The organism is Pseudohongiella nitratireducens (assembly GCF_001642735.1).
GTDB lineage: Bacteria > Pseudomonadota > Gammaproteobacteria > Pseudomonadales > Pseudohongiellaceae > Pseudohongiella > Pseudohongiella nitratireducens.
The window spans coordinates 165,807-180,961 of sequence record NZ_LWHM01000033.1 but is presented as its reverse complement, the minus strand read 5'-3'; the positions used below and the strand labels follow the sequence as shown (position 1 = coordinate 180,961).

Below are 15,155 nucleotides of genomic sequence, written 5' to 3'. Positions count from 1 at the left end.
CGCGTATATATAGCCGTATCTGTCAATAAATGACTCATTCAAATTCACGATGGATGCCATCGACACGTAGCGCCAGATTGCCATTGGACATACCCACTTTGGTATCAAACAAAGGCACACCATTAGCCTTCAGGACAACCTTCTCCGGCATTTCCACCGGAATGACATCGCCTGGTTCCAGGTCAACGACATCACGCAAAGAAATTTCCCGCTCAAACAAATCGCAACTGAAATCAACGGTGGCAAACTTGATCTGGTTCTGCAACGCATTCCCCCAGCGTTCATCATGCTCATCAACATCACTTTGCATACCTGCATCAAGCAACTCCCTGATGGGTTCGATCATGGCATACGGCTGAGTAATGTGAATATCCCCACCACCACCATCAAGTTCGACATGGAAACTGCTGACAACCACCACTTCGCTCGGGCTGACAATGTTGGCCATGGAAGGATTGACTTCTGAGCGAAGGTGATCAAACTCCAGTTTGTAAACATTTCGCCAGGCTTCTCCCAGGTCAAGAAAGATCTGGTTCAGTACCATTTGCACCACGCGAAGTTCTGTGGGCGTAAACTCTCGGCCTTCGATCTTGGCATGTCGCCCATCGCCACCGAAGTAGTTGTCAACCAGTTTAAAAACCAGCTTGGCATCCAGCACAATCAGAGCTGTGCCACGCAACGGTCTGAACTTCACCAGATTGAGACTGGTAGGTACGTAAAGTGTATGAAGGTACTCACCAAATTTAGTGATCTGCACACCACCCAGCGAGACATCGGCGGTTCTTCTTAACAAGTTGAACATACTGATTCGTGTATAACGGGCAAACCGTTCATTGATCATTTCCAATGTCGGCATGCGGCCCCGAACAATCCTGTCCTGGCTGGTCAGGTCATAGGGGCGAACCGAACCGGGGTCACCGTCAAACTCATTTTCAAGTTCACTTTCATCGACACCATGTAAAAGCGCATCGATTTCATCCTGGGATAACAGATCCTGCATGACAGTATTCTCTCGCTATTACTGCATCACGAAGTCTGTAAACAGCACTTCTTCGATGCCTTCACGGCCGATTTCATTTATCAGCACCTGTTGTACTTCTGCCGTTGCCAGTTGGCGCAAGCGCTCAATGCCACTGGGGTCTTCAAAGACCAGCAATAGCTGCGCACTGAAAAGGTTAATCAGGTTATGACGTATTAAGGGCATGTGGCGACTGACAGCGGCAATAGCCTCACTGTCGCGTGACATGACGGACAATGAGGCTTGCATATAGCGCTGACGGCCCTGATGAGGGAAGTTCACGACGAAAGATGGGGCCAGCTCCAGATATTGAACTGGGCCACTATGCACGCCGGCCTCTTCGGCCACCGCTTCTTCAGTCTCTGCTGCTGCGTCCTCTGGTGCTGGTCGCAAAAAAAGCAGCCAGGCAGCCAGTCCTGCTGCCACCAGTACAACGATAACCGCCACAATTAGAATGATTTTCTTCAAACCTGTTTTCCTCTAGCTCAATTCAACTACGCATGCATGTTGATAAAAACACGCATGGTAACTGTTATAACTAGGGAAGCAAGGCTTATGCCAAAATAGGATACTGTATTTTATCTTTACTTTTCAGCACCCTGTATGTTGAAACTGATCTCCGCGAGCAACATCGCCAAAAATGTGACGCCCGCCTGACACCAGCTACCAGCTCAGGTAGCCATGGAATTGACACTTAGCACTTCACACATATTGATCGACTAATGACAGCACACCTGCTGTCGCGCTCGTTTCTTCTGCTTTATCGCTCAGGTGATCATCCGAATCCTGGATATCACCACCCTGTCTCGCAGCTCCGGACTCATCATGCTGTTCAGTTTCTTCGCGGCCACCTGCTTGAGAATCAACAGAGGCATCGCTTAATTCAAGCCCCATATCATCCATCATCTCCTGTAACCTGGGGAGCTGCTGCTCAAGACTGTCTCTGACCATCTGGTGTTGCGCAGAAAAATGTACAACTGCTGACCGATCCTGGACCTCGAGCTTGATAATCAATGAACCTAACTCGGGTGGATCCAGCCGTATCCTGGCCGAACTGATACCACGCTCGTGCATCAACATGATTTGTTGACCAACCTGCGCCTGCATCATAGATTGCTCCAAAGTCCCCCCGCCTTGAGTAGCAGCCATGGCAGCTGGCGAGCTCGTCAACTGACTGGCTGGCGTGCCGGGCGCTGGAACGCCTGTCCCCGGCTGCCCCTGTCCGCTTTGCGCCCCCCTGCTTCCTGCCGAATTGGCCAGTACGGAGCGCTCAGCACGAGACTCTCCTGCATTAGCATCAGCATCAGCATCAGCATTGAGCAAGCCATCAACCAGTTCCTGAACCGACACACCGCCGCCCGTATCTGTGGGGGGAACGGCTGGTGATACCGCGGTTGTCTGCAACGCCAAATGCTCACGCAACACTGCAGTGTTCATATCAGCAGGATTGCCAGGTTGCCGAATTTGTGCGACGCCCTCCTGCACACCAAGGCCATGAGATGCAAGCGAACCCGATCCCAGCGCCGCTATAGTTTGAGGTGTCTCGACGCGGTTAATGCCAGTCGCTGAGTTTGTTGCCATCGGCCCGGGCTGGGTATTACTTTCTGCAGAAATGGTTCCACCGGCTGATTTAGCCGTTGTATTCAGCGCCCCCTTCAATGCAACTGCGCCAACAGAACTCGGGTTGGAGAGCGGCAATTTCTCGTCACTTGGCGGCAATGTCTGCGGCAATGAGCTGCCACCCTGCTTTACCAGATCCAGCACTGCCGCTCTGACCTGCATACGCAAATCAAGAGCTGAATGGGAGGTGGGTGCAGTTGATGGGCGTTGCATGGATAGCGTCTGGCTTGATAACTGACTGGATGTAGACGAGAGCTCGATACGAGAATTCAAACCACCTTCTTGACCGAGCGCTGAAGCTTTCAGTACCGATGCTCCCGTAAGTGCTGAGGTCGATGGCAACGTGGCTGGCTCTCCATCGGCTAACTGCCAGATTTGACTATTGTCGCCAGCATTTTGCTTTGCTAATAGCAGGTCCTTCAGCGTTGCACCATTGGCAAGGAGCAAATCGAGACTTTGTGATTGCCCCTGAGGCAATTCAGTCGTCGCATCCAGTAATGCCTGGCTATTACCCGCTCCTGTGTCTTCAGGTGAATTCACATTGGGATTGGGATCAGCAGTGCGTTCTTTTTTCATCAAAGTCACATCAGGCGGGTTTGTTTTACCGACAGCAAGCCCAGTCTGAACCGGTTGTCTTGCAGCATTGTTTGCATTTTCAAGAACGTCTCTGCCTGTCGCTGATGCCGCAGGTTTATCAGTGGCTTCACCGTTTTCAGCCATAGACGTCTTGCTTGCTGATGATGGCTCTGCTGCGGTTGTAGGTGCTTTGTGACTCAGGGGCTCATCACCGGCTGAGGGCTGTTTATCAGCTGAGGGTTCTTTTCTCGCGGAAGGCTCTTGTCTAGCTGAGGGCTCTTGTCTAGCTGAGGGCTCTTGTCTAGCTGAAGGCTCTTGGTTCGCTGAAGGCTCTTTACCTGCTGAGGCTTGTTCCTGTGCAGTTAGTTTATGAGGGCTTGCAGACTTTTCAGGGGGTGCGTCTGAAGTCTTCTCGGAGCTGGCTTTTTCTTTGGCCACTTCGTTCATGTGGTCGCGGAATGACTGTCTTGTCTCCGAACGGTACTCTGAATGAGGCATGGCCGAATCGTTCAGCGAACGACTGGATTGGCTAATGCCTGAAACATCGCGCATGGTTTGACTGGACGCAAGTACAAGCGATAAAGAAGAAGATTCAGCCGACATAAAGGACTTCCTGCAACAATCGATTATTTTCCCGGGCGGTCATTTCAACAAGCTGAAATGCTCACCGCAGATGAACAATGCAATTTCTTTGCCAGACTGAAATTTTTATCAAGAACAATTCACCAATGGCGTTTCGCTGAGCGGCGAGCAAACTCATCGTGGTTTTTTTGCTCACTTTTCTGCAGTGCCACATCAGCTTCACGTTCCAGCTTAACCAGAAGCTTCTCCAGGCTTTTAAAACGTATATCCTTCGCCTGCCATTGTGTTTTGCAATTTGCCAATACCGTCTCACATTGCGTAATCCGGCTTTGCTGATGGGTTAACGCATTCTCCAGCTGTTCGCGGAAACGATCATACATTCGTAGCTGGTCAGCGGTGATCCCTGCCTGTCCTGCCGTGATCATCCGTTGTCCATATTCTTGCTGGTAGGATGTCAGTTGCTGCAATTTCTGTTGCTCAGTCTTGAGTTGCTGAGAAGCACTGGCGACCATTTGCCCGGCTTTATCAACCTCGAGCTCCGCGATTCTCAGCACTGGCTTCAGGCGCGCTACACGGTTCATACCGTAGCCGTGGTATTAGCACCCCGGTCTCTGCCACCTAATGTTTGTGCAGGACCGGCAGGGCGCCCGGAGCTGGTGTTTGTGCCTGCCGGCGGATTATCGCTGGCGGGGTTGATCGCACGCTGTAAGCGAAGCGTCGCATCAGGCAGCACGACTTTCTCAGTTAACCCTTGTTTCAGGAACTGCAGCAAGTGCGGCATACGCTCTATGGCAAAATCAGTATCCGGGTCAGAACCCATGCTATAGGCACCCACGCTAATCAGGTCGCGATTCTGCTGGTACCGGGAGTAAATCCGTTTGAAGAACTGGGCGGTTGCCAGGTGCTCCGGCGTCACAATGGCAGGCATGACCCGGCTGATAGAGGCTTCTACATCAATCGCAGGATAATGCCCCTGTTCAGCCAGTGTGCGTGAGAGAACAACATGGCCATCAAGAATGGCACGCGAAGCATCCGCTATCGGGTCCTGTTGATCATCGCCCTCCGTTAACACGGTATAAAAAGCAGTAATACTGCCTTGTCCCTGGTCAGCGTTGCCCGCTCGCTCAACCAGTTTCGGGATTTTGGCAAACACCGATGGCGGGTAGCCTTTGGTTGCTGGTGGCTCACCGATAGCCAGTGCTATTTCACGCTGCGCCATGGCATAGCGGGTCAGTGAATCCATCAGCAAAAGTACATCTTTGCCTTCATCACGAAAAGACTCGGCGATCTGACTGGTTACTGTTGCTGCTCTGAGTCTCATCAAGGGAGAGTCATCGGCTGGCGAGGCAACCACCACCGAGCGCTTCAGGCCTTCCTCGCCCAGAATCTCATCAATAAACTCTTTAACCTCACGGCCCCTTTCACCAATCAGCCCGACAACAATGACATCGGCTTCAGTAAACCTTGTCATCATTCCCAGAAGCACACTTTTGCCCACACCACTACCGGCAAACAGTCCGATACGCTGACCTCTGCCCACGGTCAGCAATCCATTGATTGCCGTAATCCCTACATCGAGGGTTTCTTTCACGGGTTTGCGTTTGAGGGGATTGATAACGCGATCGGCACCTGCCTGATGACAGGCATCCGTATCAATCGGGCCTTTACCGTCGATGGGCTCACCAAAACCGTTCAGGACACGGCCCAATAAACCACTTCCGACCCACAGCCCCTTATCGTGATTGGCGGGAACCACGGTAGCACCAGGCTTAAGGCCATCCACAGATTGCAGTGGCATCAGAAAAACTTTAGCACCATCAAAGCCAACCACCTCAGCTTCAACGTGTCCTCCCTGGCTGTGACTGACCAGGCACCGACTACCCATTGTCACATCACAACCGACAGCCTCCAGAGTCAACCCGACGACACGCGTCAGGCGGCCCACTAACGAAGGTGTCACCTGAATTTCATGAGGAGGGATATAACTACGCAGGCGTTGGGACAGGGATTGACGGTTAATCATCATCGGAACCGGCCCAGTCATCAGAAAGGCGAGCCGCTTGCTCAGACATTTTCTCGGGTTTGTCTGCCTCTGAATCCCGGCTCACCGATAAAATGGGCTTCACCACAGGTTCAGGTGCTGCTTCCCAGCTTTCTCCGTCAGGGATTGAAATGGAAGACTGTTTGCCCGCAACAGCAGTACGGCCGTCAATAACATGGCTGATCGCCTGCTGGAAGCGCTCGGCGACAGTGAAGTCAACCAGACTGTGATCCGTTTCAACACGACAACCGCCCGGTTCAATGGCATTACTGGCAATAACACGCCAGTTCTCACCACCTTGCTCGGCAGCTTTCATGACCAGTTCCACATCCTGCTGACTGACATAAATCCGGACATGCTCGCGGGTTGCCGGAAGGGCTCCCAACGCCTGCTTGATCAGTTGCATGATATGGCTGCTATCCAGGCTTAAATCTCTTCCCACAACCTCTTTGGAAACCGTTTTTACCAGTTGCAGCAACGCCTGCTCTAACTGGTAATCCTGTTCATTAAGGGCATGAGTGAGATGAGTCATCAATGCATTTAAAGTCTGTAACTGTTCCTGTAAAGCCTGGTCAATACGTGCCTGGCTTTGCTGTTCGCCCTGCGCCAGGCCCTCAGCCTGACCCGCTTGCAGCCCCTGTTGATAGCCTTCCTCGTAGCCAGCTTTCTGGCCCTCTTCCATGCCCTTGCTCAGGCCTTCTTTACGGCCCAGCAACAGACCTTGCTCATAACCCGCATCATAGCGCTCGGGTGACACATTACCCTGGGATTGCTTGTCAGCACTGGCCGTTGCATCCGGCGCAGCGTCTCCCGATGACTGAGTGACAAATTGTTCGAACTGGGACGTTTCACGGGGGACGGCCTGGACCAGTTTGCCACCTTTCTCAATAGTCGGTGGCACCCAGGCCAGAACGGGCTGGGATTCCAGATTTTTCTGGCTGACACGATTTACGCCATCAAATATGTGTCGTTGCATAGACATCGGTTCACTCCGTCAGCACACGTACCAGGACCTGTGAGCAGCCCTAGATCATGGCCTCGCTGCCACCACCAAGCTGAATCTCGCCAGCGTCGGCCATACGTCGCGCCACCACCAGAATTTCTTTCTGCGCTGCTTCCACCTCTACGATTCGCACCGGACCTTTCGCTTCCAGATCGTCTCGGAGCAGCTCAGCAGCACGCTTGGACATGTTATTGAAGATTTTCTCTTTCAGGAAGTCATCGGCCCCTTTCAATGCCAGAATCAGTACTTCCGAAGACACTTCCCGCAATAGTGACTGAATACCACGATCATCGACATCCCTGAGATTGTCAAAGACAAACATCAGATCCTGAATCTGGGTACCCAGGTCTTCATCAACATCTTTAATGGCCCCCATCAGTTCCTGTTCCTGGGCGCCGTCAAGGTGATTCATGATCTCAGCCGCTGTTTTGGTGCCACCAATCGTTGTTGACGGATTGGAGCCCTTGCCTGAGAACTGTTTCTCAAGCACCATGTTCAATTCTTTCAATGCTTCCGGTTGCACACTCTCCAGTGTTGCAATTCGCATCATGATTTCAAGTCGGACTTTTTCCGGAAAATTCGCCAGAATACTGGCCGACTGATCAGGCTCAAGGTAGCTCAGCACAACAGCTTGTATCTGTGGATGCTCAAGACGGATAACATCCGCTACAGAGCGTGGATCCATCCATTTCAGACTGTTAATACCACCCGTACCCGCACCCATCAGGATACGGTCGAGGAAACCTCTGGCTCGCTCTTCGCCCAGGGCTTCATTCAGCATATTCCGAATATAACCCTCAGCGCCGATACCAAGTCCGCTCTGTGCACCGCACTCATTCATGAACTGCGTCAACACACCAGAAACGGTATCCTGTGTCACCGAACTCAACTGAGACATGGCCGCCCCTACCCGCTGGACTTCCTTCGGCCCCATTTGCTTGAGTACTTCAGCTGCGTCTTTTTCGCCCATACTCATCAGCAAAATGGCTGCTTTGTCGAGATTGTTCATGGTGCGCTCTGCTTTATCCATCTCGCTGCCCCCGACAGACAAACACGTTAGTTATCATTATTAATCCAGTTTTTTACCACTTGTGCGACCCTGGCCGGATCCTGCGCAACCAGGCCTTTGATGGCGCCAAGTTGATGTTCATAGTTGTCACCCGGTGCAGTCAATAACAAGTCGTCACCACCACTCAATGTGACTTTGGCATCTTCGCCAGATTGCGCCGCAGACACATTGGCGGACTGACTGTGTCCAGCTTCCTGCCCGGAGGAAGACTGTCCAGTCGCGGCCAGTGATTTACTGCTGGAGCTGCTGGCACTAAGACGCCGCATAGCTGGCATCAATACGCCAAACACCAGTAACAACACCAGGCCGGCTGCTCCCAATTGTTTTAGCGCCGGAACAAACCAGGGAGCCTGCCAGAAAGACACTGCATCAGCTTCAGGCACCTGTATTTGTGCAAACTGTTTATTAATGACAGTAACACTGTCCCCCCGGCTGGCATCAAAACCAACGGCATCCCTGACCAGCGCTGTAATGCGATCAATATCTTCCGTTGTCCAGGGCTGAACACCTTCGCCCGTCGGTTCATCAATAACGACTGCAACCGACAACCGGCGAACATTGACCGGGTCATAGTTGGTATAACTGATGGTGCGATCGACTTCAAAGTTTCGTGTCGACTGGTTGCGGGTGTTCGCTGTAGGCGCTGCATTATTAGCTTCGCCGGCAACGGCCTGCTCCGGAGCCACCCCGGCAGGCGGTGGCTGATTGCTCAATGCCCCGGGAATGCCTGCTACCACTTCAGCGCTGTTGCGACTTTCGCGCAGGGATTGTTCACTACGCAGTACCGTGTTCTCCGGATCATACCGCTCCTCAGCCTGTTCGGTGCGGGTAAAATCAATATCGGCAGCCACTTCAGCCGTGAAACGACCCGCTCCCAGTAAAGGATGCAGGATACGGTTGATTCTTGAGGTCAGTGTTTCTTCAAACTCACGGACATAGGCAAATTGTTCACTGGCCAGACCCAGCTCATTATTCTGGCTGCGATTACTTAACAGGTTACCATTCTGGTCCACTACCGTCACACCTTCCGGTGTCATGTCGGGAACACTGGAAGCCACCAGATTCGCAATCGCCTGTATTTGAACATCAGTCAGGCGACGTCCGGTTGAAAGTGTCAAAAAAACTGAAGCTGTGGCCTGACGGTTATCACGGAGAAATACGCTGCGCTCAGGAGTCGCCAGGTGCACTCGAGCTGTCTGCACGTATCTGAGACTGGAAATCGTGCGCTGCAACTCCCCTTCCAGGCTACGACGGTAACGTGTCGTTTCCAGGAACTGACTGGTGCCCAGGCTCGGCTCTTCGCTAAGGTACTCAAACCCATAACCTTCATCTCGTGTGATACCAGCAGAAGCTACTTGCAAACGGAGGTTATGAACATTATCAGCAGGAACCAATACGACCCCACTCGCCGGATCCAGTTCATAACTCTGCTGATTACTATCCAGCACTTCAATCAATTCGTTAACGTTATAACCCTGCATACTCGGGTACAACGGTTGCATCGGTTCTTTCTGCGACCAAAGCACCACAGCAAAACCCAGCGCTATACTGGCTGACAATCCCAGCAACAAGCCAGCTTGCCGTAGCAGGTTCAAACGATTGAAACCTGCCAACAGGGGAGTCTGCGGCTTTGCCGAGGGTAGAGATGAATCTGCGGTGGCAGTATCAGTAGCCATATGCCTGTCCTGTCAAAATCATGACGTTAGTTGAAACGGTATTGCAATCCTGATGCCAACTTCATCAGCAGCTGTTAACAAGTGCTAGATTGGCATATTCATAATGTCCTGATAGGCACTGACCAGGCGGTTTCGAACCTGAGTCATTGCCTCAAAGGAAACACTGGCTTTCTGCATTTGTATCATGACCTGGGTGATATCCACTTCCGGGTCGCCCATCTGAAACGCTTCCTGCAATTCGGCCGATTTCTGTTGTGCATCATTTACGGAATTGACGGCTTCCTTGAGCATATCGGCAAAACCACCTTCCTGGGCTCCTTCAGCCTGGCCAGTATTTTTAACCTGGTCAGCAATGTTGCCAACGCCCTGCACATTAGTGTTGTTCTCAGTGCCAGGTTTCACCTGATCACGAATTTCACGCATTTGCATCAACACCTGATTGATATCAACGCGATCTGTTATACCGTTAACACTCATTTACATCTCCCCTTATGCACTGGCCAGACTGTCAATGTTGATGCCCATATCCCGCATCCTTGCCAGTTTATAGCGCAACGTGCGCGCACTGACCCCTAATGCTTCCGCAGTCTCTTTTCGCTTACCACCCTGTTTACGCAGGGTCGAGAGAATGATTTCGTACTCTCGTTTCTTAAGGTCGTTGCCCAGGTCAGCATCTGAGATGACAGAAGAACTGGGCTCTGAATCCTGTTCATATTCCGGCAGGCTTGCAGTCGCGCCAATGGAGTTTTCAAACGTAGTTAACGACAATGCTGACGCATTAATCACGCCACCCTCCTGGATAATCAAGGCGCGTTGCAGCACATTTTCCAGCTCACGAACATTGCCCGGCCACGGGTACTGTCGCAGAGCATTCCTGGCTGAATCATCCAGGTTCGCAGTCTCCTCCATACGTTCGCAATGGCGTGACAATAAACGTTCGGCCAACGGCACAATGTCAGCCGGGCGCTCCCGCAATGATTTCCAGGCCAGGGGAAAGACGCTTAAACGGTAATACAAATCTTCCCTGAATTGCCCCTGGCGAACAGCTTCTTTCAGGTCACGGTTAGTGGTGGCAATGACACGGACATCCAGCGACATCGTTTTTCTACCACCGAGGCGTTCCACTTCCCGCTCTTGCAGCACTCGCAAAATTTTAGCCTGCAAACCAATATCCATCTCAGAGACTTCATCGAGTAACAGAGTGCCCCCATTGGCCTGCTCGAATTTCCCCGGACTGCTGTTGTAGGCACCGGTAAATGCACCTTTCTCGTGTCCGAACAAAGTAGCTTCCAGCATGTTTTCCGGAATTGCTGCACAGTTAATGGCAACAAAAGGCTTGCCTTGCCGGTTGGAATGGCGGTGAATGTATTGCGCCAGCACTTCTTTGCCCGTGCCGGACTCTCCGGAAATCAATACGGTGGCATCGGACATCGCCACCTTACGCGCCAGCATAAGCAGTTGCTGACTTTCTCTTTCGACAGCAACAGGCTCAGAGCTGTCACTGGCCCGGCAACGGGCATAACGACTAACAGAAGCCAGCAGATCCTCAGGCTTAAACGGCTTCAGTAAATAATCTGCCGCACCATCACGCATGGCTCGCACAGAGCTGCCGACATTGCCGAAGGCAGTAATGAGGATCACGGGAAGCCAGGGGTGAAGTGAACGCACCTGTCCAAGCAGTTCATGGCCATCCATCTTGCCCATGTTAATATCGCTGAGCAGCAGATCTACCTGTGCACTCTGAAGTTTATCAAGAGCCGCTTCTGCACTCTCGGTTGCGATGACCTGATACCCACCAAGCTCCAGTGTATCGACCAGTGCCTCTCTGAGTTCAGGATTATCCTCCGCTACCAATACGGTCGTTTCGCTCATTGCGACTCTCCTCTTGCCATAATGCTTTCCAGAGGCAGGATAAAACCGGCTCGCAACCCGGTTTTCTGCGCGTTTTGATCACAATTTTCAATAAAGAATCGGCCATGATGTGCTTTAGCGACAACCTGAGCGACAGACAAGCCGAGCCCTGTACCCTGACTGCGGGTTGTGTAAAAAGCTTCAGTGACCTGGGCAATAACGGCCGGATCAATACCCGGACCATTGTCTTCAACAAACAGTCTCACATGACCCGTTTCGCAACTATCATCACAGCAAAGTGTTAATTTCAGGTTCTCATCACCATGCTGTAATGCATTTTCGATCAGGTTGAGTGCGGCACCCAACAGGGCCTCTTTGTTGCAGCGCAATGTGCCTTCCGCTACTGTAATCTGGCATGCCAGGCTGATACCGGCACGCTCCAGCATGACATCTGCTGATTCCACAATCTGTCGTAATAAAGCCTCAAGAGAGACCTGGTCATCAAGCGATGTCTCCCCTCTGGCAAATACCAGCATGTCTTTCACCTGCCGCTCCATGTTCTGCAGCCGGGACATTAATTTTTCACTGGTCAGAGCCAGCCGGCCTTGCTGACAGGCTTCACTTTGGCTGAGGTGACCGGCATATAGCATGGCGGCGGTTAATGGCGTGCGAATCTGGTGGGCAAGAGAAGACATCATCCGCCCCATTTCAGTCAATCGCTGATGTCGACTGAGGCGTTGTTGCAACTCACGCGTTTCCGTCTGGTCCGTGATCAGGATAATCTGTCCGGGCTCTCCCTCCAGCGAGCGGCTGATAAGGCTCACCCGTTTGCCATTACGCAGGGACACTTCGTGACCGTCATCCTGGCGCGGCGCAAAACGCTGCTGCACAATATCAAACCAGCGCTCCCCTTCCAGGGGCTCTTCCAACAACGCAGTCGCGGCTGGATTACAGACAGCAACACGTCCCTGCCCATTCAGCACCACGACCCCACCCGGCAGCAGAAGTAATAATTTATGCAGCCGACTTGCCAGTCGCTCTTTATCTTCAAGTTCACGCAAACGTTGGGCATTGACTCGCTCGAGCTCAGCATTCAGATAACGAACCCGGTCCTCTAGTGCCTGATAACTTTCCATCAGTTCACCGGAAACCTGATTAAACAATTCAAAGGCGGAGGCCAGGCTTTCCTGGCTCAGTTTGGAAGTGTGGCTCACCTGCCTGGTTTGTCGCGCTTCCGGCAATTGCATCATTGTTACCTGTTCCCCGAGGTTTAACGTTATTTAAACTTACGGAGAATAGGCAAAATTTATGCCACAAGAATCAACTCAATAAAAACAGACAGTTATGTATTACAGGAGGGAGCGTTTCGGACAATGGGTCAATTAATTGACCGCATCTGGAGGTTTCTGGACGATTCATTGACACTCTTAATTGACACTCTGTCAGTACCGAGGCGGAGTTGACGAACAGAGTGTCAAAAACAAGAGCATTAGCATACAGGGTCAGGCTCTGGGTGGCGTTACCCCGGTCTGGCCCATATACTTTCCGCCGCGCTGTTTGTAGGTGACAGCACATTGCTCATCAGACTGGTAGAACAACATTTGTGCAACGCCTTCGTGCGCATAGATCTTGGCAGGCAACGGAGTGGTATTGGAAAATTCCAGTGTCACGTGACCTTCCCATTCCGGCTCCAGCGGTGTGACATTAACGATGATACCGCAGCGCGCGTACGTAGACTTACCCAGGCAGACTGTCAGTACATCTTTAGGGATACGAAAGTATTCGATAGTCCGGGCCAATGCGAACGAATTGGGCGGGATAATACAATAAGGTTCATCGATTGAAACAAAACTGGTTTCATCAAAATTTTTGGGATCAACCACACTGGTGGTGTGAACATTGGTAAAGATTTTGAACTCCGAAGCACAGCGGACATCGTAGCCATAGCTGGAAGTACCGTAAGAGATCACCTTACGGTCATCGTGATAGCGAACTTGACCAGGCTCAAATGGCTCAATCATGCCTTGTTCTTCCGCCATTCTGCGAATCCAGATATCTGACTTGATACTCATTGACTATCCTCTATCGTTATACGGGCCAGTTTTGGCAACTGCAAAACAGCAACCGGCAGATCATACGCTGACTGCGGTGCCGTTGACCAGTCTTGCACAAAACCGGACATTAAAATGACTCGTCAGCCGGAAACAAGTCTTCAGAAAATGGCGCGGGTATGCGGTATTGCTGGAGAATTGCCTGCTCACTTTCCTGCGCCTGCTGGTGATCGATGACGATCTGATATCCCCTTTCGCTACGGAATACACTGTAGTTGTCATTCTGATAGCGCAGCAGACCGGTGAAATGGGAAAAATCACGAACTGCCGTGCCATTAACACTTTCGACAATCCAGTTTCTCACGTCGTGATACCCCAGGTTTACATCCGCAGGCAGAACCTGCAGCGCAACGACAGCTTCGCGCCTCTCTGGCGAGCTCCACTGGCTGCGGGCCTGGAGAAGGTTGACCGGTGCGGTCCGGCTCCAGTCCGGCCCCCAGCGTTTAATCAGGTTCATATTCAGGGGAACAAATAGAATCCCACCGTAAATGTAATATTCAGGTAAGGCATCAAACGCCTCTGGACGAACCAGAGTATCATTGGCCTGTTGACCCTGAGCTGCCAGCTCAACAGTTTCAACCCTGCCCATGCGTGAGTATGTTATCTCAACCTGTTCACCAATCTGCTTCATGTCGATAGCATGCTTGTAATCTGTCTGCAGATCCTGATCAACCCGAATCGAACTATCCCCGGCAATGTCATAACCATCTATGGACAGAATGACATCATTTTCCTGTAGCACGCCATCTGCTGCCGAGCCGTCAAACACCTTGATGATCAATACACCACTTTGCTCTTCGGAAAGGCCGTAAGCAGTTTTCGCACTGGGGCTTTCCAGGTCCTGGGTACGGAACCCCAGATCAGGGAACCCGTCATAAATACCGTTTTGCGCATCAGTTAATACATGCTCGATAATATCCGGTGGCACAAAATAACCCAGTGATTCAGTCCGCCCACTGGCGACTGACTGCATGACAACACCGGCAATCTGCCCATCCACAATGACCGGGCCACCGCTATTACCCGGGTTGATGGCAGCATCAATCTGACCTGCTAACAAATAATTGCCGGCATGCGCATAAACCTGGTGTTCCACCCGGGACAGAATTCCTTTTGTAATGCTAAGTGTCCTGCCCCCTACCGGGAACCCGAAAACGAAAACCTCTGTGTTGGCCTGGGGAAGTTCGCCTATCTTTAATGCCGGGGTGTCATCAAAGAAACTGCCATCATCGACTCGTAGCAGCGCCAGGTCGGAGGCATGCGAGACAAACTCAACCTCGGCCAGAAATCGGCGCGGGTCATTATGTTTCTGGACCTGAATATAGCTGGCATTTGCAACCACATGGGCATTGGTGAGTATGCGCTGATCAGAAATGACTGCACCAGAGCCACTGCTTTGTCCCGGCGACATCAATCGCCAGGGAGTGAAATAGTCCGGGTCCGCCGTGGTGGTGTAAATTTTGACAATGGAGCGTTCCACATCGCGCAGTTCATCAGTTAATTGCGCCACGGCCGTCTGACTGATAAGTGAAACCGTGCAAAAAAACATCAAAAGCACAGCCAGGTGCCCGTGCCTCCTGCTACTTCCTGGCTGTGCTGTCATGCTGT

At 51.8% G+C, this 15,155-nt stretch carries 13 protein-coding genes; all 13 read right to left on the bottom strand.

All coding sequences use genetic code 11. From position 1 onward, the window contains the following. Nucleotides 1-34 precede the first annotated feature (34 nt). A complete protein-coding gene (fliM, locus tag PSCS_RS13280; protein WP_068812573.1) occupies nt 35-1,000 on the bottom strand; it encodes a flagellar motor switch protein FliM in 966 nt (321 codons plus the stop codon). An 18-nt stretch (nt 1,001-1,018) separates the two neighbouring features. After that, the gene (locus PSCS_RS13275; RefSeq protein WP_068812572.1) at nt 1,019-1,486 is read right to left on the bottom strand and encodes a flagellar basal body-associated FliL family protein; all 468 of its coding nucleotides are present in this window, start codon (nt 1,484-1,486) and stop codon (nt 1,019-1,021) included. A gap of 234 nt (nt 1,487-1,720) precedes the next feature. Further along, nucleotides 1,721-3,817, bottom strand: a complete 2,097-nt coding sequence (locus tag PSCS_RS13270) for a flagellar hook-length control protein FliK (RefSeq protein WP_068812571.1) — start codon at nt 3,815-3,817, stop codon at nt 1,721-1,723. Between the two features lie 119 nt (nt 3,818-3,936). Continuing rightward, the gene (gene fliJ, locus PSCS_RS13265; protein WP_068812570.1) at nt 3,937-4,377 is read right to left on the bottom strand and encodes a flagellar export protein FliJ; all 441 of its coding nucleotides are present in this window, start codon (nt 4,375-4,377) and stop codon (nt 3,937-3,939) included. After that, nucleotides 4,374-5,822 (bottom strand): flagellar protein export ATPase FliI, encoded by a 1,449-nt coding sequence (fliI, locus tag PSCS_RS13260; RefSeq protein WP_082866619.1) that lies wholly within the window; start codon nt 5,820-5,822, stop codon nt 4,374-4,376. Before fliI ends, fliJ begins: the two co-directional genes overlap by 4 nt. Next, complete coding sequence (locus PSCS_RS13255; RefSeq protein WP_068812569.1) at nt 5,812-6,819, bottom strand: flagellar assembly protein FliH; 1,008 nt, start codon at nt 6,817-6,819, stop codon at nt 5,812-5,814. The genes fliI and PSCS_RS13255 overlap by 11 nt, the downstream gene beginning before the upstream one ends. 43 nt (nt 6,820-6,862) lie before the next feature. Beyond that, on the bottom strand, nt 6,863-7,870 hold the full coding sequence (fliG, locus tag PSCS_RS13250; RefSeq protein WP_068812767.1) for a flagellar motor switch protein FliG: 1,008 nt from the start codon (nt 7,868-7,870) through the stop codon (nt 6,863-6,865). A gap of 26 nt (nt 7,871-7,896) precedes the next feature. Further along, nucleotides 7,897-9,585: a flagellar basal-body MS-ring/collar protein FliF gene (gene fliF / locus PSCS_RS13245; protein ID WP_068812568.1), complete on the bottom strand. Its 1,689-nt coding sequence runs from the start codon at nt 9,583-9,585 to the stop codon at nt 7,897-7,899. A gap of 84 nt (nt 9,586-9,669) precedes the next feature. After that, nucleotides 9,670-10,047, bottom strand: a complete 378-nt coding sequence (fliE, locus tag PSCS_RS13240) for a flagellar hook-basal body complex protein FliE (RefSeq protein ID WP_188619116.1) — start codon at nt 10,045-10,047, stop codon at nt 9,670-9,672. Between the two features lie 27 nt (nt 10,048-10,074). Beyond that, nucleotides 10,075-11,457: a sigma-54-dependent transcriptional regulator gene (locus PSCS_RS13235; protein WP_068812566.1), complete on the bottom strand. Its 1,383-nt coding sequence runs from the start codon at nt 11,455-11,457 to the stop codon at nt 10,075-10,077. Continuing rightward, nucleotides 11,454-12,686 (bottom strand): sensor histidine kinase, encoded by a 1,233-nt coding sequence (locus tag PSCS_RS13230; protein WP_068812565.1) that lies wholly within the window; start codon nt 12,684-12,686, stop codon nt 11,454-11,456. Before PSCS_RS13230 ends, PSCS_RS13235 begins: the two co-directional genes overlap by 4 nt. Before the next feature lie 252 nt (nt 12,687-12,938). After that, a complete protein-coding gene (dcd, locus tag PSCS_RS13225) occupies nt 12,939-13,508 on the bottom strand; it encodes a dCTP deaminase (protein WP_068812564.1) in 570 nt (189 codons plus the stop codon). Between the two features lie 109 nt (nt 13,509-13,617). Beyond that, nucleotides 13,618-15,150: a S1C family serine protease gene (locus PSCS_RS13220; RefSeq protein ID WP_106387119.1), complete on the bottom strand. Its 1,533-nt coding sequence runs from the start codon at nt 15,148-15,150 to the stop codon at nt 13,618-13,620. Between the last annotated feature and the right edge of the window lie 5 nt (nt 15,151-15,155).